The organism is Pyrococcus sp. ST04 (genome assembly GCF_000263735.1).
Taxonomy (GTDB): Archaea; Methanobacteriota_B; Thermococci; order Thermococcales; family Thermococcaceae; genus Pyrococcus.
This window is the reverse complement of the sequence record NC_017946.1, coordinates 1491448-1510008: the sequence shown is the minus strand read 5'-3', so window position 1 is coordinate 1510008 and position 18561 is coordinate 1491448. Positions and strand designations below refer to the sequence as shown.

At 41.4% G+C, this 18561-nt stretch carries 23 protein-coding genes and 2 tRNA genes; 18 read left to right on the top strand and 7 right to left on the bottom strand.

The features are described 5' to 3' along the window. Positions 1 to 29 precede the first annotated feature (29 nt). From PY04_RS08000 to PY04_RS07935, 14 genes are all read left to right on the top strand, one after another. The gene (locus tag PY04_RS08000; RefSeq protein WP_014734620.1) at positions 30 to 809 is read left to right on the top strand and encodes a DNA-directed RNA polymerase subunit D; all 780 of its coding nucleotides are present in this window, start codon (positions 30 to 32) and stop codon (positions 807 to 809) included. Positions 810 to 814: 5 nt separating this feature from the next. Next, a tRNA-Leu gene (locus PY04_RS07995) sits at positions 815 to 902 on the top strand. 68 nt (positions 903 to 970) lie between these two features. Further along, positions 971 to 1333 carry a 50S ribosomal protein L18e gene (locus tag PY04_RS07990; RefSeq protein ID WP_014734619.1) on the top strand — a complete coding sequence of 121 codons (363 nt, stop codon included), beginning with the start codon at positions 971 to 973 and terminating at the stop codon, positions 1331 to 1333. 6 nt (positions 1334 to 1339) lie between these two features. Continuing rightward, positions 1340 to 1768: a 50S ribosomal protein L13 gene (gene rplM, locus PY04_RS07985; RefSeq protein ID WP_014734618.1), complete on the top strand. Its 429-nt coding sequence runs from the start codon at positions 1340 to 1342 to the stop codon at positions 1766 to 1768. Between the two features lie 10 nt (positions 1769 to 1778). Further along, positions 1779 to 2186 (top strand): 30S ribosomal protein S9, encoded by a 408-nt coding sequence (locus tag PY04_RS07980; RefSeq protein WP_014734617.1) that lies wholly within the window; start codon positions 1779 to 1781, stop codon positions 2184 to 2186. Between the two features lie 58 nt (positions 2187 to 2244). Then, entirely contained in the window at positions 2245 to 2442 is a 198-nt protein-coding gene (locus PY04_RS07975) for a DNA-directed RNA polymerase subunit N (RefSeq protein ID WP_013747693.1), read from the top strand. Between the two features lie 27 nt (positions 2443 to 2469). Continuing rightward, positions 2470 to 2546, top strand: a tRNA-Pro gene (locus tag PY04_RS07970). Positions 2547 to 2568: 22 nt separating this feature from the next. Next, entirely contained in the window at positions 2569 to 2742 is a 174-nt protein-coding gene (locus PY04_RS07965; protein WP_014734616.1) for a DNA-directed RNA polymerase subunit K, read from the top strand. Positions 2743 to 2748: 6 nt separating this feature from the next. Then, positions 2749 to 3774, top strand: coding sequence for a hypothetical protein (locus PY04_RS07960; protein WP_014734615.1), 1026 nt, complete (start codon positions 2749 to 2751; stop codon positions 3772 to 3774). 14 nt (positions 3775 to 3788) lie between these two features. After that, on the top strand, positions 3789 to 4397 hold the full coding sequence (gene rpsB, locus PY04_RS07955) for a 30S ribosomal protein S2 (RefSeq protein WP_014734614.1): 609 nt from the start codon (positions 3789 to 3791) through the stop codon (positions 4395 to 4397). Between the two features lie 42 nt (positions 4398 to 4439). Further along, a complete protein-coding gene (locus tag PY04_RS07950) occupies positions 4440 to 5501 on the top strand; it encodes a pyridoxal-phosphate dependent enzyme (protein ID WP_048056113.1) in 1062 nt (353 codons plus the stop codon). 36 nt (positions 5502 to 5537) lie between these two features. Beyond that, positions 5538 to 6413 carry an MEMO1 family protein gene (locus PY04_RS07945; RefSeq protein ID WP_014734612.1) on the top strand — a complete coding sequence of 292 codons (876 nt, stop codon included), beginning with the start codon at positions 5538 to 5540 and terminating at the stop codon, positions 6411 to 6413. Positions 6414 to 6500: 87 nt separating this feature from the next. After that, positions 6501 to 7502, top strand: coding sequence for a mevalonate kinase (locus PY04_RS07940; RefSeq protein WP_014734611.1), 1002 nt, complete (start codon positions 6501 to 6503; stop codon positions 7500 to 7502). Beyond that, positions 7499 to 8263, top strand: a complete 765-nt coding sequence (locus PY04_RS07935; protein ID WP_014734610.1) for an isopentenyl phosphate kinase — start codon at positions 7499 to 7501, stop codon at positions 8261 to 8263. The genes PY04_RS07940 and PY04_RS07935 overlap by 4 nt, the downstream gene beginning before the upstream one ends. Here the strand turns inward: PY04_RS07935 and PY04_RS07930 are convergent. Beyond that, positions 8260 to 9939, bottom strand: a complete 1680-nt coding sequence (locus PY04_RS07930) for an ATP-dependent DNA ligase (RefSeq protein WP_014734609.1) — start codon at positions 9937 to 9939, stop codon at positions 8260 to 8262. The two genes, PY04_RS07935 and PY04_RS07930, sit on opposite strands and share 4 nt — an antisense overlap. Before the next feature lie 44 nt (positions 9940 to 9983). Next, positions 9984 to 10415, bottom strand: a complete 432-nt coding sequence (locus PY04_RS07925) for an OsmC family protein (protein ID WP_014734608.1) — start codon at positions 10413 to 10415, stop codon at positions 9984 to 9986. Positions 10416 to 10628: 213 nt separating this feature from the next. Between PY04_RS07925 and PY04_RS07920 the strand changes: the two genes are divergently transcribed. Both PY04_RS07920 and PY04_RS09535 read left to right on the top strand, forming a co-directional pair. Beyond that, complete coding sequence (locus tag PY04_RS07920; protein ID WP_048056112.1) at positions 10629 to 10922, top strand: lipoate protein ligase C-terminal domain-containing protein; 294 nt, start codon at positions 10629 to 10631, stop codon at positions 10920 to 10922. Further along, complete coding sequence (locus tag PY04_RS09535) at positions 10907 to 11464, top strand: stage II sporulation protein M (RefSeq protein ID WP_014734607.1); 558 nt, start codon at positions 10907 to 10909, stop codon at positions 11462 to 11464. The genes PY04_RS07920 and PY04_RS09535 overlap by 16 nt, the downstream gene beginning before the upstream one ends. On the opposite strand, the gene PY04_RS07915 is transcribed toward PY04_RS09535, so the two are convergent. Further along, positions 11375 to 12487, bottom strand: a complete 1113-nt coding sequence (locus tag PY04_RS07915; protein ID WP_014734606.1) for a DUF354 domain-containing protein — start codon at positions 12485 to 12487, stop codon at positions 11375 to 11377. The genes PY04_RS09535 and PY04_RS07915 overlap by 90 nt on opposite strands. Before the next feature lie 247 nt (positions 12488 to 12734). Between PY04_RS07915 and PY04_RS07910 the strand changes: the two genes are divergently transcribed. Further along, on the top strand, positions 12735 to 13991 hold the full coding sequence (locus tag PY04_RS07910) for a UDP-N-acetyl-D-mannosamine dehydrogenase (RefSeq protein WP_048056111.1): 1257 nt from the start codon (positions 12735 to 12737) through the stop codon (positions 13989 to 13991). Then, positions 13988 to 15124, top strand: coding sequence for a non-hydrolyzing UDP-N-acetylglucosamine 2-epimerase (wecB, locus tag PY04_RS07905; RefSeq protein ID WP_048056110.1), 1137 nt, complete (start codon positions 13988 to 13990; stop codon positions 15122 to 15124). The genes PY04_RS07910 and wecB overlap by 4 nt, the downstream gene beginning before the upstream one ends. On the opposite strand, the gene PY04_RS07900 is transcribed toward wecB, so the two are convergent. The 4 genes from PY04_RS07900 to PY04_RS07885 all read right to left on the bottom strand — a co-directional run bounded on the left by PY04_RS07900 (position 15114) and on the right by PY04_RS07885 (position 18559). Beyond that, complete coding sequence (locus PY04_RS07900; RefSeq protein WP_014734603.1) at positions 15114 to 15614, bottom strand: hypothetical protein; 501 nt, start codon at positions 15612 to 15614, stop codon at positions 15114 to 15116. The genes wecB and PY04_RS07900 overlap by 11 nt on opposite strands. 76 nt (positions 15615 to 15690) lie before the next feature. Further along, entirely contained in the window at positions 15691 to 16785 is a 1095-nt protein-coding gene (locus tag PY04_RS07895; RefSeq protein WP_014734602.1) for an ABC transporter ATP-binding protein, read from the bottom strand. Then, a complete protein-coding gene (locus PY04_RS07890) occupies positions 16785 to 17618 on the bottom strand; it encodes a carbohydrate ABC transporter permease (RefSeq protein WP_014734601.1) in 834 nt (277 codons plus the stop codon). Before PY04_RS07890 ends, PY04_RS07895 begins: the two co-directional genes overlap by 1 nt. Continuing rightward, complete coding sequence (locus tag PY04_RS07885; protein WP_014734600.1) at positions 17615 to 18559, bottom strand: carbohydrate ABC transporter permease; 945 nt, start codon at positions 18557 to 18559, stop codon at positions 17615 to 17617. Before PY04_RS07885 ends, PY04_RS07890 begins: the two co-directional genes overlap by 4 nt. Positions 18560 to 18561 lie beyond the last annotated feature (2 nt).

The window sequence follows — 18561 nt, the reverse complement described above, 5'->3', positions numbered from 1 at the left end:
TAATATTTTATTTTACTGGAGGAGTGGAAATGGTTGAGATTGAGATTCTTGAGAAAAGGGATGATTCAATTAAATTCATCCTTAAGGGGGTTCACGTAGCTTTTGCAAATGCTTTAAGGAGAACAATTCTAGCTGAGGTTCCAACGTTTGCTGTTGATGAGGTTGAATTTTATGAAAATGATTCTGCACTCTTTGATGAGATAATTGCTCACAGGCTTGCCATGATTCCTTTAACAACCCCAGTTGACAGATTTGAACTTGATGCACTAGAGCTTGATGATTACACGGTAACCCTATCCCTAGAGGCGGAAGGTCCAGGGATAGTTTATTCTGGTGATCTAAAAAGTGACGATCCAGACGTGAGACCGGTGACCCCTGATATTCCCATAGTTAAGTTGGCAAAAGGGCAAAGACTTGTTTTTAATGCATATGCCAAGCTTGGAAGAGGTAAGGATCATGCAAAGTGGCAACCTGGATTCGTTTATTATAAGTATTATACGAAGATACACATAAGCAAGGAGATTGAGGGTTGGGAAAAGCTCAAAAAGCTTGCAAAGAAGAGGGGTCTTCCAGTAGAGGAAAATGAAAAAGAGGTTATCGTCACAACAATAAAGCCCTTCTACATACCAAAGGAATTTGAAGAGTATGAGGGTAAGGAGATATGGGAGGAAATAGTGCCTGACACATATGTATTTACTGTTGAAACTAACGGAGAACTCCCCGTTGAGGAGATAGTGAGCATAGCACTCAAGATATTAATGAGGAAGGCCGATAGGTTTATAAGTGAACTTCAAGGATTGACCTCTTGACCTGCGCGGGGGTTGCCGAGCCTGGCCAAAGGCGCGGGATTTAGGGTCCCGTCCCGTAGGGGTTCCGGGGTTCAAATCCCCGCCCCCGCACCATATATTTACGCTCACCCCGCCCCTTGTCGGTTTCCCTGCGGCGAGATAATTAAAAGGAGGATGGCTTTATGAAGAGGACTGGTCCAACTGATCCAAACCTTAGAAGGCTCATTCGCTTCCTTAGAAAGAAATCCAACGAACAAGGAGTGAAAATATGGAAGGACATAGCTTGGAGGTTAGAAAGACCTAGAAGACAAAGGGCAGAGGTCAACGTTAGTAAAATAAACAGATATGCAAAGGACGGAGAAATGATAGTAGTTCCTGGAAGTGTTCTTGGGGCAGGAAGACTAGAGAAGAAGGTAATAGTTGCTGCATGGAAGTTCAGTGAAGCAGCGAGAAAGAAAATAATTGAGGCCGGTGGTGAGGCAATAACAATCGAAGAATTAGTTGAGAGAAACCCCAAAGGAAGTGGAGTAAGGATTATGGAGTGATGAGCCATGAGGATTATTAACGCTGATGGATTAATACTCGGAAGACTTGCTTCAAAGGTTGCAAAGATGCTCTTAGAGGGAGAGGAAGTTGTCATAGTTAATGCTGAGAAGGCTGTAATCACTGGTAATAGAGATGTCATATTCAAGAAGTACAAGCAAAGAACAGAATTAAGAACCTTAACAAATCCAAGAAGAGGTCCCTTCTATCCAAAAAGAAGTGATGAAATAGTCAGAAGAACCATCAGAGGAATGCTTCCTTGGAAGACCGATAGAGGAAGAAAAGCATTTAAGAGGCTCAAAGTTTACGTTGGCATTCCAAAGGAGTTCCAGGATAAGCAACTCGAAACTATTATGGAGGCCCACATTTCAAGGCTTTCAAGACCAAAGTATGTGACAGTTGGTGAGGTTGCAAAGTTTTTGGGAGGAAAATTCTGAGGTGGTGTGAATGAGGATCATCCAGACTACCGGAAAGAGGAAGACTGCAATTGCGAGGGCAGTTATTAGAGAGGGTAAAGGAAGAGTCAGGATAAATGGAAAGCCTGTAGAAATCATTGAGCCTGAAATTGCCAGGTTCACTATCTTAGAACCCCTAATACTCGCAGGAGAAGAGGTATGGAACAGTGTTGACATTGACGTTAAGGTTCAGGGTGGAGGGTTCATGGGTCAGGCAGAAGCGGCAAGAATTGCAATAGCAAGAGCCCTTGTAGAGTGGACAGGAGACATGAACCTTAAGGAAAAGTTCATGAAATACGATAGAACAATGTTGGTTGGAGATCCCAGAAGAACAGAGCCCCACAAGCCAAACAGGTCAACGAAGGGTCCAAGAGCGAAAAGGCAGAAGAGTTATCGTTGATTTTCTTCCGTTAATTTTAAAAACTCTTTATTACCGACTATCGGTGGGGTGTTAACCCTTGATAATCCCCGTGAGATGCTTTACATGTGGAAAGGTAATTGGTGATAAATATTACGAGTTCAAGAGAAGGGTTGAGGCCGGTGAAGATCCAGAAAAAGTGCTTGACGACCTTGGACTTGAGAGATACTGTTGCAGAAGGATGCTCCTTAGTCATGTAGAACTCATTGATGAGATAATGCACTATAGGGTTTATTGAAAACAACCATCCTTTCTTTGTTTAGGCGGGGCCGTGGGGTAGCTTGGCTATCCTCCCGGCCTGGGGCGCCGGTGACCCGGGTTCAAATCCCGGCGGCCCCACCAAAACACTTGAAGGTGGTGCCTCGTGTTCAAGTACACGAGATTCGAAAAAGCTAGGATTATAGGTGCGAGAGCCCTCCAGATAGCGATGGGAGCTCCTGTCCTCATTGACGTTCCAGAAGGAACTACCCCACTTGAAGCAGCAATCTTGGAATTTGAAAAGGGTATAATACCAATAACAGTAATAAGGCCGAGCTGATGAGGGATGAGCGTAATACAAAATGTTATTGGTAGAGTTGTTGTGTTGAGGGGAGGAAAATACTCTGTTGAAGTTGATGTTGTGACCGATGATGGGTTTGGTAGGTTCGCCTCCCCAATTGAAGAACATCCTCTTCTTCACATTGCAGAGGCTAGAAGGGCTGTAAGTGAAGTTGATGAGATAATTGGCCCAGAGCTGATAGGATTTGACGCTGTTGAGCAAGAACTAATCGACAGCTACCTTTGGGAAATAGATGGTACTGATGACCTCAGCCACATAGGTGCAAATACGGCACTCGCTGTTTCAGTTGCAATTGCAAAAGCCGCTGCGAGCTCTAGGGACTTATCCCTTTATTCATACATCGGTGGAACATTCACAACAGAGCTTCCAGTTCCAATACTGACATTTGCCAGGGATGATTCCTTTGAATACCACATAATAGTGAGGGATCTACTTGAGGTAACGGACATAATTGATGCAATATCCAGGATTAAAGAAAACGTTACAAAGATAGAACTCGAGGAACTCTCCAAAGTTTCTGAAGAAGTAGGAATGGAGCTAGGCCTTGAGGTTGCCCTCGGGATAACTATGAAAAAGGAAATGGAAATAGAGAAAGTATTAAGCCTTGTTGAAGATAACAACATAGCATATATAAAACCAGTTGGGGGACCGGAGCTATTTTTAGAACTCATAGCTGGAACTCATGGCATCTTTATTGATGGCGAGTACCTCTTTAGAAGGAACAATATCTTAGACAGAAAATACTATAACGCACTATCGGTAAAACCTATAAACCTTGGCACGCTCACCGACTTGTACAACTTTGTGAATGATGTGAAGGCTGAAAAAATAACCCCAATTTTATCCGAGGCTAAGTATGAGCCCGCTGATGAAACCCTTCCGCATCTCGCGCTGGGCCTCAGATGCCCGGCAATGATTATTGATTGGAACTCTGTTGAGAAGATAAACGAGTTGAATAGAATCGCCGAAGAATTAGGAGAAAGGGGTAGGATTATAACGTTTGAGGAGTGAAGGAGGTGGTTAAGATGGCTGATGAGTATCTGGTTCCACTCGATCAGTATCTGGCTGCTGGAGTCCACATAGGGACACAGCAAAAGACCAAAGACATGAAGAAGTTCATCTACAGAGTCAGACAGGATGGGCTCTACGTCCTAGACGTTAGGAAGACCGATGAAAGGCTAAAAGTTGCTGGAAAATTCCTCGCTAAGTTCGAGCCTCAGAGTATCCTTGCAGTGAGTGTTAGGCTTTACGGTCAGAAACCCGTAAAGAAATTTGGCGAAGTTACAGGAGCAAAGGCTATTCCAGGGAGATTCCTTCCAGGAACAATGACCAACCCAGCCGTGAAGAACTTCTTCGAGCCTGATGTGATAATAATTACGGACCCAAGAGCAGATCACCAGGCAATGAAGGAAGCTGTTGAAATCGGAATACCTATAGTAGCCCTCGTTGATACCGAAAACCTTCTGAGTTACGTTGATCTTGCAATACCAACAAACAACAAAGGTAGGAAAGCACTGGCATTAATATACTGGATACTGGCAAGGGAGATACTCTACAATAGAGGAGAAATACAGAGCAGAGAAGACTTCAAGATACCCGTTGAAGACTTCGAGATGAAAATCGTTAGGAGGTAACCTTTTTACACTCTTTTTCCTTGAACATTTTTGGTGAAACTCTTGCTGGTATGTACGAGATGTGGTAAAGTTCACCCCGAGAGTTTTATCATGAAATGCGAGTGTGGTGGAACACTGCTTGTAAAGAGGGAGTACAACTCTTTCTCACCAGATTTTAGGTACTTTGATATGAGAAGGTACTTGGAGTATATTCCTGTTGAAGAGGAATTTCTTCCCCACCTTCATCCAGGAATAACGCCTATTTCTGAAGTTAATATTGGAAGTGTCGATGCTGTATTCAAGCTTGAATACCTCCATCCAAGTGGTTCATTTAAAGATAGAGGAACCTATGTAACAATAGCCAAACTAAAAGAAGAGGGAATACATGAAGTAGTTCTCGATAGTTCGGGAAATGCTGGATTAAGCATGGCTTTATATGCTCTTTTTTCTGGAATTAAAGTTCATATATTTCTCTCCTACAATACAAAGCCAGAGAAAGTTTCGCTTTTGATGAGGTTAAATGCGAGGGTTCACTTTGTTGAAGGGGATAGAATGGAGGTTCACAAAAGAGCCGTAGAGTTTTCTGAAAGGGAAGGAGTAACTTATGTTTCTCATTGGCTCAACCCATACTTCTTGGAAGGCACAAAAACAGTTGCATATGAAGTGTATGAGCAAATTGGAGTTCCAGAATACGTGATTGTTCCGGTTGGGAGTGGGACTTTATTCATTGGCATATGGAAAGGGTTCAGGGAATTAGTCGAGATGGGAGAAACAAATATAATGCCAAAGATGGTGGCAGTCCAATCTTCCGGATACGAAAGCCTGTGTGAAAGATCTCCCATAAAGAACTTTCTTGCCGATGGAATAGCAATTCCAGAGCCTCCCAGAAAGGACGAGATGGTTAAAATACTTCGAGAGACTAATGGAACTTGTGTTAGCATTACTGAGGGAGAAACCCTGGCTGCTTTAAGTTGGCTCAAGAGGAATGGATTTATCGTTGAGCCAACGTCGGCAACTGCACTTGCAGGGTTATGGAAACTTATGGAGGATGACTTAATTGAGAAGGGAGCAAGGGTCTTGATTCCCCTAACTGGTAGTGGTCTTAAACTAACCGAAGGTATTTAAATTTCACTGGATAGTTAATTCAGGAGGTGGGGAGAGATGAGGAGGTATCCGGCAGTTGCAGGGCAGTTTTATCCTGAAGGTGATGAGTTAATTGAGATGCTTGAGAATTTCTTTAGTGACCTCGGTGAAGAGGGGGACAGAAGAAGAATTACAGCAGGTGTGGCACCGCATGCAGGTTACGTATTCTCTGGTTATACTGCCTCGAGAACATATAAGGCCATCTATGAAGACGGCTTTCCAGAGGTATTCGTCATATTCGGGCCAAACCACACAGGGATGGGCTCTCCAATAGCAGTCTATCCAGAGGGAGAGTGGGAAACGCCCTTAGGAAGCGTTAAGGTTGATTCTCAAATGGCAAGGACTATTGTTGAGCTTTCTGGAATTGCTGACTTAGATGATCTGGCTCATAAGTATGAGCACTCAATAGAGGTTCAATTGCCATTCATTCAGTATCTTGCGGAGTTAGCTGGAAAAGATTTTATGATAGTTCCAATAACTTTGGGAATCCAGGACGAAGACGTAGCTAACACCTTAGGTAGAGCCGTCTATGAGGCAGCTCAGTCCCTTGGCAGGGATGTTGTTGTTATAGCATCCACTGACTTCATGCACTATGGATACTTCTATGGCTATGTTCCTTTCACCGGGAGAGCAGAGGACATACCAAACATGGTTAGAGAGTGGGACATGAGAGTGATAAGAAGAATACTTGACTTTGACGTGGAAGGGATGTTTGACGAGATCAGGGAGATGAATCACACAATGTGTGGGCCCGGAGGAGTTGGTGTTGGAATAGTATATTCAAAGCTTTCGGGAGCTGTTGAGGCAGAGCTCTTGCACTACACAACGAGCTATGAGGTTAGCAAAAGTACCGATGCAATCGTTGGCTATGCGAGTATAGTTATGAAGAAGTAATAACCTTGAGCTAAGTTAACTTTAATTATTCCCTAACAACTTTCATAGTTAGAGTGATAGGATTTCGAATTTTGGAGGGGCTTAAAAATGAAGGTTATTGCATCGGCTCCCGCCAAGATAATACTATTTGGAGAACACAGTGTAGTCTATGGGAAGCCGGCAATAGCTGCTGCAATAAACCTGAGAACATATGTGGAGGCTGAGCCAAGAAACGATGGTAAAATTAGAATAGAGGCTCATGATATTAAGGTTCCGGGATTAACTGTTTCCTTCTCTGAAAATGAAATATATTTTGAGACCGATTATGGAAAAGCTGCTGAAGTCTTGAGTTACGTTAGAGAAGCCATAAATCTTGTTTTGGAAGAGGCAGATAAAAATACGGGGGTTCAAGTTAGTATTACCTCTCAAATTCCTGTTGGCGCTGGCCTTGGGTCATCGGCTGCAGTTGCAGTTGCAACAATTGGAGCTGTTTCTAGGCTTTTGGGGTTAGAGCTTACAAAAGAGGAAATAGCAAAATTGGGCCATAAAACTGAGCTTCTTGTTCAGGGGGCGTCGAGTGGTATAGATCCAACGGTATCTGCAATTGGGGGTTTTCTCTATTATGAAAAGGGGAAGTTTGAGCACCTGCCATTTATGGAGCTTCCTATAGTTGTTGGATACACTGGCTCTTCTGGATCCACTAAAGAACTTGTAGCGATGGTTAGAAAGAGGTATGAGGAGATGCCCGAGCTAATAATTCCAATTCTCGAATCAATGGGAAAGCTCGTTGAGAAGGCAAGGGAAATTATAGTGTCGGAGATTGACCACAGGGAAAAGTTTGAGAGGCTAGGGGTTTTGATGAATATAAATCACGGACTATTGGATGCCCTTGGAGTTTCGACAAAGAAGCTTAGCGAACTAGTTTATGCCGCAAGGACTGCTGGGGCCCTGGGTGCCAAAATAACTGGTGCCGGTGGAGGGGGGTGCATGTATGCACTAGCTCCGGAGAGACAGAGGGAGGTTGCAACGGCAATAACGATAGCCGGTGGAACTCCAATGATTACCGAGATAAGCAGGGAAGGACTTAGAATTGAGGAGGTTATAGAATGATCATCGTAAAAATTGGGGGAAGCGTTCTAAGCGACAAGAAGAAAAAGTTCCACTTTCGTGGGGATGTTGTAAAAAGAATAGCCTTCGAGATATCCAGATTCTTCCCAGAGGAAAGGTTTATTGTCGTTCATGGAGGAGGGAGCTTTGGTCATCCCCTAGCAAAAAAGTTTGGAATCAGAGAGGGGCTCAGGGACTACTCTAGCAGACATGGCTTCGTTGTTACCCACTTAGCCATGCTTGACTTGGCTTCTAGGGTCTCTAAATGCTTTCTTGAAAATAGCCTTCCGGCATTTCCAATTTCAAGCTCTTCTATATTCGTAACTGAAGAAGGTCGAATTATTGAAGGATATTTGGGGACAGTTGAAGATGCCTTAGAAAAGGAATTCATACCATTGCTCTTTGGAGATGTGTCATTCGACAAAAAGAAAGGCATAGAGATAGTATCGGGGGACGAGATAATCCTTTACCTCTCTAAAGAATTTAAACCCGAGAAGGTTATATTCCTGATGGATGTCGATGGAATTTACGACAAATTTCCGGGTGGAGAGCTAATTAGGGAGATTAAGGGGAATGATATTAGAACGTTGGCAGTAGAAGGTTCGGCTGGTGTGGATGTAACTGGAGGAATAAAGAAAAAACTTGAAGTGGCAATGGAACTAGTCAAACACGTTGAGGAAGTATGGTTTGTAAATGGGCTGGTGAAAGATAGGCTTAGTATGGCGATAGTTGGGAATGGTATCGGAACTGTAGTTCTTCCTTAGACTTTTCCTTTCATTCTTTCCTGAAGCTCGTATAATTGGGCTATTCTTTCAATTGTATCTGCATCTTCTGGTCCTTTGTCGTCTCTTAATGCAACGTACCTTGGGAATCTGAGTGCGAAGCCGCTCTTGTATTTCGGACTCTTTTGGATTTCCTGATAAGTTACCTCTATGACGATCTTTGGCTCGATCCACACTCTTTTTCCTTCTTCCTTAATTATGAGAGGTTTCAGCATTTTGGTGAACTCTACTAAGTCTTCGTCCGTGAACCCGCTTCCAACCTTTCCAACTTCAAGGAACTCTCCGGTCTCTGGGTCATATGCACCAAGAATGAAAGACCCCAGGAGGTGTGCCCTTCTTCCTTCTCCCCATTCTGCCCCTATTATTACGAGGTCAAGATTCTCCATCGTTGGCTTTATCTTAAGCCATTTCTTTCCTCTGTTTCCTGGTTCGTATGTTGCGTCTAATCTTTTGGCCATCAATCCTTCATGGCCCATTTCTAGGGCCTTCTTGTAGAAGGCTTCAGCTTCTTCCACTTTCTTAGTTATAAGGTTCTCTGCAACCTTTATTTTTCCATTTGGTTCTATTATTTCCTCGAGCTTTTTCCTTCTGTCTATGAATTTAACGTCGATCATACTCTCTCCATCAACATAGAGAACATCAAATAGATTAAGTTCCAGGGGTATTTTCTTCATCATTTCTTGGATGTTGTGTTTCCTTCTAAACCTCCTTAGTACATATTGAAACGGGAGTGGTCTTCCGTCCTCTCCTATTGCTACTAATTCTCCCTCAACTATCGCCTTGTTTGGCTTAACACTTTGCTTTAGTGCTTCAACTATTTCTGGAATCGCCCTAGTTACGTTTTCTAGCCTTCTTGAGTAAACTATTATTTTGTCTCCGTCCTTGTGAACTTGAACTCTTGCCCCGTCATATTTTATTTCAAACTCCGCTTCTCCTCCCATTTCAAGGAGAGCTTCCTTGATGTTTGCAGCCTGCTGTGCGAGCATAGGTTTTATTGGTTTCCCTATCTGAACTTGAACTTTAGCCAGCCCTTCGTTTCCTTCCAACTTTGCAACTTTTGCCACGAATCCGAAATCACTTGTCAGCATGTATGCTCTCTCTACGAGTTCAACTTTGACGTGAAATGCTAAAGCTATTGCATCTCTGAGCAATCCTTCTGCTACTCCAGTTCTCATTGTTCCAAGAACAGTTCTTGCTATGTATTTTGCCTCTATGGGTTCAGCATCCATAAACAGGTTTGCTAGATATTTCATCTTTTTCTCTTGACTCCCCTCCCCCGTGGTCTCTGCAACCTTAACTAATGTTTGATAGACTCTCTTGATTGTTAATGGCTGTGAGAAGAAGCTCTTTTGCTTTCTCTTCTTTACAGCTAAGGCAATGCTTTCTCCTAAGTCCCCAGTATCTTTTACGGAGTTTTCTATTTCGTTTGCGTCTATTCCAGTGGCCATTGCTACGGCTTTAATTAACAGCTTTTCTCCAACTCCGAGTTCTCTTTCGTCCCACTCTGGGAACACGTCTCCAAGGATCAGGTAGGGAATAAACTCTAAATGGTCATCGGGAACTTTTTTGAGAAAATCTGCAACTAGCCTGGTTTTGATAAGTTTCATAGTTGTTTTCTCTAGCTTCTGATACAACTGGGCAAGCTCGAGGTACCTCATATTTGCTCCCCAAATATGTAAAAAGAAGAGGAGATATAAAAACTCTAAGCTTTCTTGACTATAACTTCGGTTGGCGTTGGGTTGACTAAGTTATCACTGACTGGACATCTTTCTTCAACTTTCTCTAGCCACTTCTTCAGAGTTTCTTCATCAACATCGGCATCTACTTTAACTATAGCTTTTATAGATTTGAATCCAGCTCTGTCTCCATTCTGACCCATAAACTTGGCGGGGTTAAATATTCCAACGACTTCAACTTCTAGGTTTCTTATTTCAAACCCCATATCCTTAGCAACCATATGGCCCACTATGTTTATACATCCTACGAGGGCCGCTAGAACGTATTCTATTGGTGAAGGTGCCTCTCCTCCTAATTTATCCATTGTTATCTCATATTCTCCCGCTTTAATAAGTGTCTTTGTTGGAGAGATTGCTTTTCCTACTACCTTAATCTCTAAATCTTTGTATTTTGCCATTTTGTATCCCTCGACTCTTTACTCCTCTTATGTACTTAAAAGTCGTTCCTTAACCTTTCGTTCTTTACTGTAGTATTTGTATCCATGTGATCATTTGGGACGCTCCTATATTTTTCTCAAGAGAAACTCTCATCCTTTAGGGTAGGAAGGAAGAAGTTAGTCTTATCAAAATGCTTTTTAACTAAACTCGTTATAATTCAATATGGGGGCTTCATGAAGCTAATTGGAGAGCACAAGGCAAGAAAGGGGCTAATAAGGGTTGAAATTGATGAAGAAGGGGGAATTGCTAAAAAAGTTATAATAACAGGCGATTTTTTCATATATCCCGAAGATATAGTCCAAGAGCTTGAGAATTCCCTAGAAGGAAGAAATCTTAGCGAGCTTGAGAATGTCGTTGAATCTTTCTTTTCAGTAAGGCATGACATTGAAATGCCATACTTAAACATTGAGGACTTTAAGATAGCAATAAGAAAGGCATTGGAGGCTTACAAATGGGAAGAAAAGTGAAGATATTCTTAGCACTATTGCTAACATTTTTTATGGGAGTACTACTTGGAACAGGAGTCGCCAGATCAAATCCACTAATAGCTCAGGAGTTCTTTAAGTTCATAAAAAAGCTCCTTGGGGGTGGGGAGCTTCCTCAAGGATTTAGGCTGTTCCTAATGATATTCCTTAACAATACGAGGGTTGCCGTGATAATGACCTTTGGAGGATTGATATTTGGAGTTGTGCCTTTTCTTATAATGTTATTCAATGGGTATGTTGTTGGGGTTGTTGCCTCATATGTTGCTCATACTGGGAAATCCCTTTCCACGATAATACTTTCCTTGGTTCCTCATGGTATAGTGGAGATTCCTGCTTTGCTAATAGCTGGTGTTGGAGGGGTTTCTTGGTTCCTAGAGATAGTTCATGGAGAGGGGGAAATTCAGGACAGATTTAAGAGGGGATTAAAGGAAGCGTTAAAGCTTTTGGCTGTGTCCATATTTTTGCTCTTCATAGCCGCTCTTATAGAGGCTTTCATAACTCCTAAGATCGCCGGAATAAGCTAGTTTTTCTATTTCTTCAACTATTATGTCTACTGGGTTTTCCATTGAACTCATAATCATCCTAATGTGCTTTCTGTACATGCTGTTCTTCCTTATTATCTCCCATGCTTTAGTTGCGACTTCTATTGGGTTGGTAGAGTGAAACTTCACACCAAGTTCTATGAGCCATTTCGTGACGGCTAACAGTTTCCCTGGGTAAGTGGAGATTGCTGGAGTTCCGAGGGCTAGGGCTTCTCTGTTCATAGTGCCTCCAGCACCTATCATTAGTTTTGCATAGAAGAGTAATGTTAGTGTGTCAACTACTTTCTCTGGGATTATAACGTTTTCAAATCTTTCAAATGCTTTCTTTTGCTCTTCTGTTCTCGGGAAGAGGATTATGGGTAGGTCTGGGAGAAGGGGAATTATATCTTCTAGAATACTCCTATCTCTGTCCCCATTAAAGTAGTTGGCCTTTATTGGTTCTGGCCTCATAACTATGTATGAATACTTCCTCAGACCCAACTCCTTCAATGTTTCCTCTTTTGGAACGAATCCATATACATTCGCTATTTCTGCTATGCCTTCTATGCTTCTCAAGGAATTTGGATCCGCACCACATTTTAGGAGGTCATAGGCATCTATTGGCTTTGGATATATCAGTCTAGTTGTGAAGGGGAACATCAATTTGTTCTGGGGAACTGCCGTTTCATTATCTACGAAACCTACTGAGGGTATACCAAGACCAAACGCTATTCTCGGCGCTTCTGGGTTGTTTTTATATACTGCAATGTCTGGTTTTTCCTCAATTATCAGCTTTGAGAGCTTGTAGACTCTCTCGGTGCTTGCAAGTAACTTCCCTTCTAGCGTTGAGCCTCCATGCTTTCCTATGGCGATGTACTCTATGCCCAACATATCTAAGATATCAGTTAGGCCGTCAAACTCTCTCGTCGTTACAAGAACTTCAAACCCTCTTTTTTCGAGCTCTCTTATTACTCCCTTGAAGAAATGAGCATGAGGTGAATTCATTATATCGATCCAGATTTTCATGTCCTGCACCTATTCTATATACGTGAAAGTGGCCATTATAAGGGTTTTTCAGTAGTTTGATTTCCTTTTGAATTTACAATCCTTTCTCATGCTTTCGAAAGCGTTATTTTGGATTACTATACCCGAATTAGTTGTTCTAACTTCTAATTCCCTTTTATTTTGAAAATTTAGCTAGTATTTTGGCCATTCTATACACTATAGGAAATCCTTAAAATTCACTCCCGAGATATCGGGCTAGGGATGAAAAATGAGAATTGGAGTAATAGGGCTTGGATATATTGGTCTTCCAACTGCTATAATGTTTGCTTCCTCGGGTCACGATGTTATTGGCCTTGATATAAGGAAGGATGTTGTAGAAAGCATCAACTCTGGAAATTCCCACATAATTGAACCTGAAATTAATGAGAGACTTAGAAAGGTAATCAAGGAGGAAAGGCTTAAGGCTACAACTAGACCAGAAGAGTTGCGAGGTCTTGATGCTTATATAATTTGTGTTCAAACCCCCTTACTCGGAAATAAGCCCGATTTAAGCTACGTTGAAAATGCCATTAGAACTGTTGCAGAGATAATTGATAGGGGTGCTCTTGTCATCATCGAAAGTACAGTACCCCCAGGAACAACTGTTAGGATGGCAAAGCTTCTCGAGGATTTAACTGGAATGAGAGAGGGAATAGACTTCTATGTTGCACATGCTCCAGAAAGAGTTATGCCAGGGAGAATATTCAAAGAGCTAGTGTACAACTCGAGAATAATAGGTGGGGTAAGCAAAAAAGCAGGGAAATTAGCTGAAAACCTTTACAGATCCTTTGTCAGGGGAGAAATATTCATTACTGATGCAACGACTGCTGAAATGGTTAAACTTATGGAGAATACGTTTAGGGATGTTAATATAGCCCTTGCCAATGAGTTTGCATTGTTGGCAATGCAATATGGAGTCAACGTGTTCGAAGCTATAAAACTAGCAAACACTCACCCGAGGGTTAGGATTCACTTGCCTGGTATTGGTGTTGGGGGACACTGCCTTCCTAAAGATCCATATCTGCTTCTATCTTCAGCTGAAAGGGATTTTGGGCTGATTAGACGAGCTAGAAAAATAAATGAAGGCATGCCGAAATTTGTAGCTGAACTACTTTTTGAAGCCCTTGAAGAAGCGGGAGTTAAGATTGAAGATTCGGTAGTTGCTGTCTTAGGATTATCGTATAAAGGAGGCACAGATGATACAAGAAATTCCCCAGCCTTGAAGTTTGTTGAGATAATAAAAGATATTGTACGAGAGGTAAGAACGTACGATCCCTATGTCGGTGGAACTCACCCCTCAGTAGAAGAAGCTGTGACTGGAGCAGATGCTTTAGTTATAGCTACTGACCATCTAGAGTTTAAGGGGCTTGATTGGGATTATTTAGGTAGTAAGATGAGAACTAGAGTTCTTGTTGATGGGAGAGGGATAATAGAAACACCTCCAAAGGGCTTTACCTTTAGAGGAGTTGGGAGGGGGGACGTTTGAGGCCTGCCATAATATTTGGAACAAGACCTGAAATTATTAAATTATCCCCTGTTATCAGAGCATTCTTGAAGAAAGATGTACACCCCTTGATAATTCACACGGGCCAGCACTATGATTATGAAATGAGCCAAGTATTTTTAGAGGAGCTTGAGTTGCCAGAAATAGATTACCACCTCGAAGTTGGCTCTGGAACTCAGGCAGAGCAGACGGGCTTCGCCATGATTAAAATAGAAAAAGTTCTCATGGAAGAGAAGCCTGACGTTAGCATAGTTCAGGGGGACACAAACACCGTTTTAGCAGGTGCGTTGGCAAGTGTTAAATTGTTGATTCCGGTAGCTCACGTAGAAGCTGGGTTAAGAAGCTTTGACAGAACAATGCCAGAGGAAATAAACAGGATACTCGCCGACCATGCAAGTGAGGTTCTCTTTGCTCCTACATTGGAGGCTAAAAATAACCTTGAGAAGGAAGGAATAAGGGAAGGCGTTTATGTAGTTGGTAACACTATAGTTGATGCTGTTCTTCAAAACTCCGAGATAGCAGATAGGAAAAGTAAAATTCTGTCGAAGCTTGGCTTAGAACCTAAGGAATATATCCTCGTAACCGCTCATAGAAAGGAAAATGTGGACAATAGGGATAGGTTGGAGAGACTAGTTGATATCCTCACATCTTTGCCTCTCCCGGTCGTTTACCCGGTTCATCCTAGGGCAGAGAAGAGACTAAAAGAGTTCGGTCTTTGGAAAAGGCTTGAGTCAAATGAAAACATTATCTTAACGAAGCCTTTAGGGTATTTGGATTTCCTTAAGCTAGAAAAGAATGCTAAGATAATCATGACTGACTCTGGTGGAATTCAGGAGGAAGCAATAATCCTGGGAGTCCCCTGTCTTACTCTGAGATATAACACGGAAAGGCCAGAAACGATAAAGGCTGGGGGCAATGTTTTAGTTGGCGTGGAAAAAGACCTAGCTCTAATGTATGTGGAAAAGCTACTCAATGATGAAAACTTTTATAGAAGGATGGCTTCGGCAAGGAATCCCTTTGGGGATGGACGGGCTGGAGAGAGAATTGTAAATATACTTCTTGCCCTATGGGAAGAGGGAATGCTAAAGGTTAGGTCATCAAACTTTATTTCCTAATCTTCTTTGTCAGGTTCTCGGCCTTTTCTATTATTTCTTCGATAATTCCTTTGAGTTTTGAGGTTTCGTTTTTGTTTTTGCCAAATATTCCAAGGAATTTTTGAAGTATTGATTTTGACTGTTCTGTTGAATTCTCTACAATCTTAAGTGTTTCGTTGTACAATTTCTCAGCATACTCGTAGCTTAAGCTTGTATTTGTCACGTACCATTCACTTGGATTGAGTAACTTCTCTCTAAGCTCCTCGTTTATTTGACTCACGTTGTATACACCTTTTTGTAGAGGAATTCCTCCGATCTTGTTCTCTATACTTATGTTTGCTAACTTTTCCGAGGCAGTTAAGTTCAACATGTTTGAAGAGGATTTTTTAATGATTTCACTTGTCTTTAGCGTGTTAATGTTCTGGAGTGTTTTGGGCACTATGTTCATAATGTTACCCAGGAACATGGCTCCAATTATTAACATAATCAGCATAAATATCACTTTCTTCATATCCACCCCCCATTATATAATTAGCTTCTTTGGTAATAAAATTTTCCAAGTATTAACCTTCAAATATAACTAAAGATCAGAAGAATAGGACTTCCTTAGTTTTTGAGTCAAAAATGTATATCCTTTTAAGTTCTGGTCTCCAGTATATGTATTTCTTCGGAGTTAGGTTTTCTGGTAATCTAATAACAATTTCTGAGTTTCCGTAGTTCAGATGGGCAAAACTTTCAACTCCCAACTTTTCAACCCCTAAAATTTCCCCTTTTATAAATCCTGGTTTCTCAGAAATTGACACCTCCACATGCTGTGGTCTAAATCCGAGTAACACGTCTTTTTCTTTTATCGTTTCCAAGACTTTTTTCCCAATAATATCTTTATCTAGGAGAAGTTCGAAATGCTCGGCAATAAACTTGACACCTTCTTCTGTTTCAACAACTCTTCCAGGAATTAAATTCATCGGAGGGCTACCTACAAATGTTGCCACGAAAGTGTTCTTTGGCTTGTAGAATATCTCCTCTGGAGTTCCTACTTGCTGGAGTTTTCCCTTATTCATAACCGCAATTCTATCTGCCATTGTCATTGCTTCTATTTGATCATGTGTGACGTAGATTGTAGTTACTCCAAGATCATAGCTAAGTAATTTCTTAAGTTCAAACCTCATTTGAGTTCTTATCTTTGCGTCTAAATTGCTAAGTGGTTCATCTAAGAGAAAAACTTCTGGTTCTCTTACTAATGCTCTCGCAAGTGCAACCCTTTGCTGTTGACCTCCACTTAGTTCATGTGGCTTTCTATTGAGTAACTCAGAAATCCCTAGGAATTCTGCAATTTCTTTGACTTTCTTAATTCTCTCATTCTTTGGTACCCCGCTCATTTTTAGTGGAAATTCTATGTTTCCAAAAACTGTCATGTGAGGATATAGAGCATAACTCTGAAAGACCATGGCAACGTTTCTCTTTGTTGGATCAATCTCGTTAACTATCCTATCTCCGATCCAAATATTACCTTTTGTGGGTTTTTCTAATCCAGCGATTAGCCTTAATGTTGTTGATTTTCCGCATCCAGAGGGTCCTAGCAGAACCATAAATTCGCCATCCTTAACTTCAAGGGTTAGATTATCGACAGCAACAACATTTCCAAAGACTTTTGTAACACCTTCCAAATATACCCTCGCCATTATCCCTTCCCTCCCGTTATTACTATTCCACGAATCAGATACTTGTTTAATACAATAAACAGGATTATAGTGGGGGCTGAAGCTACTAAAGAACCTGCGATGATTGGAGTATATTCAGTCCACATTGATCTGTGGAATGCAAACGTTAGACCTACTGGTAATGTAAAGTTCTCAGGACTTCTGAGGAAGATTAGAGGTCCTATAAACGCGTTCCAGGAACCTAAGAACTGGTATACTGCAATAGCCCCTAGTGCGGGTTTTGATAATGGCAATGCAATATAGAAGAACGCCTTAATAGGCCCGCATCCGTCAAGTCTTGCTGCTTCGAATATTTCATTTGAGAGTGATAGGAAGTATTGTCTCATCAGAAATATACTCGAGACATTTGTAAGTCCAAGTAGTGAAAGGCCAAAGATGTTGTCTATTAATCCCAACTTGTATATTATAATGTAGTTTGGAACAAGGGTTACAAACATTGGAATCATGAGTAATGAGAGCAAGGCAGAAAATATTGCATCTCTCCCTGGGAATTTCAGCCTTGCAAATGCGTACCCAGCCATTGTAGAGAAGATTACGTTTCCTGCAACTATTATTCCAGCATATATGGAGGTGTTAAGTATCCATCTTGGGAAAAGTTCTAGCCTAAACAATTTGCGATAATTCTCAAGTGTGAAGGGATTTGGTATCCATTCTGGGGGATATTTTGATGCCTGCTCCCATGTCATGAATGATGCCACTATCGATCTTAAAAAGGGCATGAGATATACCAGGGCGAACGTTATTAGGACAATATATGTGATTGTTATCCAAATTTTTTTCTTAAATTTCGTCATCTCTCTTGCCTCCCATACTTCTTCTGGAAAATATAGGTTGTTGTGAATATTATCGCAAAGAGAACCCAACTTTTTGCAGCCGCAACTCCTGGTCTTATCCTTGTGAATGCCTCATTATATATGTCAAGGGCAACTGTATATCCAGCTCCACCTGGTCCACCATTAGCTCCGGCCATTACCCATGCCAAATCAAACATTTGAAGTGCTCCTATCGTTCCCATGACAACTACATATGTTATCATTGGTTTTAGCATAGGTAAAGTTATGTAGAAGAACCTTCTTATTGGCCCAGCTCCATCTAGCATTGCTGCTTCGTAGATGTCCTTAGGTATAGCTTGCATTGCCGCCAAGAACGACACCATAAAATGGCCACTTGTTCCCCATATTGCTACCATCGCTATAGCGAGAAGAAGATAGTTTCTGTCATTAAGCCAGTCAATTGGTTGAAAACCTGGAATTGTGTGGGTTAATACGTAGTTTATGAATCCATTCTTCATGAATAACCATATGAAGATGAGAGCAACTATTACGGAAGATGTAGTTGCGGGTAAGAAGTATGAGACCTTAAAGAACTGTTGACCTCTAATTTTTTGATTTGCAAATGCAGCTAGAACTATTGCAAGGAATGTCTGGATTGGCACAACTATTGCAGTATATATAAGAATGTTCTTAAGACCTGTATAAAATGGTGCGAGAAGATAAGGTGCTCCCTTAAGTCCTCTAAAAATGTCATTTAGTACAATTCTATAGTTCTGAAGGCCTACAAATTTCATTTCCCCTATATAATCCCACTTAAAAAAGCTGAGATAGAATGCAAATATCATCGCAAAATACCCAAATATGATATTCAGGATTACAGCCACAGATATTAGAGATAGGCCAGCTACTATTTCTTTATTTCTAGCCTTTTCGTAAAAAGATTGAAAAGAAAAAAGCCTCATAC

Coding starts and splice junctions, on each gene's coding strand:
- PY04_RS07895 (WP_014734602.1), bottom strand. CDS start 16,785: ATGGCGAGGGTATATTTGGAAGGTGTTACAAAAGTCTTTGGAAATGTT.
- PY04_RS07920 (WP_048056112.1), top strand. CDS start 10,629: ATGAAGCTAATTGGAGAGCACAAGGCAAGAAAGGGGCTAATAAGGGTT.
- PY04_RS07990 (WP_014734619.1), top strand. CDS start 971: ATGAAGAGGACTGGTCCAACTGATCCAAACCTTAGAAGGCTCATTCGC.
- PY04_RS07930 (WP_014734609.1), bottom strand. CDS start 9,939: ATGAGGTACCTCGAGCTTGCCCAGTTGTATCAGAAGCTAGAGAAAACA.
- PY04_RS07925 (WP_014734608.1), bottom strand. CDS start 10,415: ATGGCAAAATACAAAGATTTAGAGATTAAGGTAGTAGGAAAAGCAATC.
- rpsB (WP_014734614.1), top strand. CDS start 3,789: ATGGCTGATGAGTATCTGGTTCCACTCGATCAGTATCTGGCTGCTGGA.
- PY04_RS07910 (WP_048056111.1), top strand. CDS start 12,735: ATGAGAATTGGAGTAATAGGGCTTGGATATATTGGTCTTCCAACTGCT.
- PY04_RS09535 (WP_014734607.1), top strand. CDS start 10,907: ATGGGAAGAAAAGTGAAGATATTCTTAGCACTATTGCTAACATTTTTT.
- PY04_RS07960 (WP_014734615.1), top strand. CDS start 2,749: ATGAGCGTAATACAAAATGTTATTGGTAGAGTTGTTGTGTTGAGGGGA.
- PY04_RS07945 (WP_014734612.1), top strand. CDS start 5,538: ATGAGGAGGTATCCGGCAGTTGCAGGGCAGTTTTATCCTGAAGGTGAT.
- PY04_RS07940 (WP_014734611.1), top strand. CDS start 6,501: ATGAAGGTTATTGCATCGGCTCCCGCCAAGATAATACTATTTGGAGAA.
- PY04_RS07915 (WP_014734606.1), bottom strand. CDS start 12,487: ATGAAAATCTGGATCGATATAATGAATTCACCTCATGCTCATTTCTTC.
- PY04_RS07980 (WP_014734617.1), top strand. CDS start 1,779: ATGAGGATCATCCAGACTACCGGAAAGAGGAAGACTGCAATTGCGAGG.
- PY04_RS07900 (WP_014734603.1), bottom strand. CDS start 15,614: ATGAAGAAAGTGATATTTATGCTGATTATGTTAATAATTGGAGCCATG.
- PY04_RS07885 (WP_014734600.1), bottom strand. CDS start 18,559: ATGAGGCTTTTTTCTTTTCAATCTTTTTACGAAAAGGCTAGAAATAAA.
- PY04_RS08000 (WP_014734620.1), top strand. CDS start 30: ATGGTTGAGATTGAGATTCTTGAGAAAAGGGATGATTCAATTAAATTC.
- PY04_RS07890 (WP_014734601.1), bottom strand. CDS start 17,618: ATGACGAAATTTAAGAAAAAAATTTGGATAACAATCACATATATTGTC.
- PY04_RS07935 (WP_014734610.1), top strand. CDS start 7,499: ATGATCATCGTAAAAATTGGGGGAAGCGTTCTAAGCGACAAGAAGAAA.
- rplM (WP_014734618.1), top strand. CDS start 1,340: ATGAGGATTATTAACGCTGATGGATTAATACTCGGAAGACTTGCTTCA.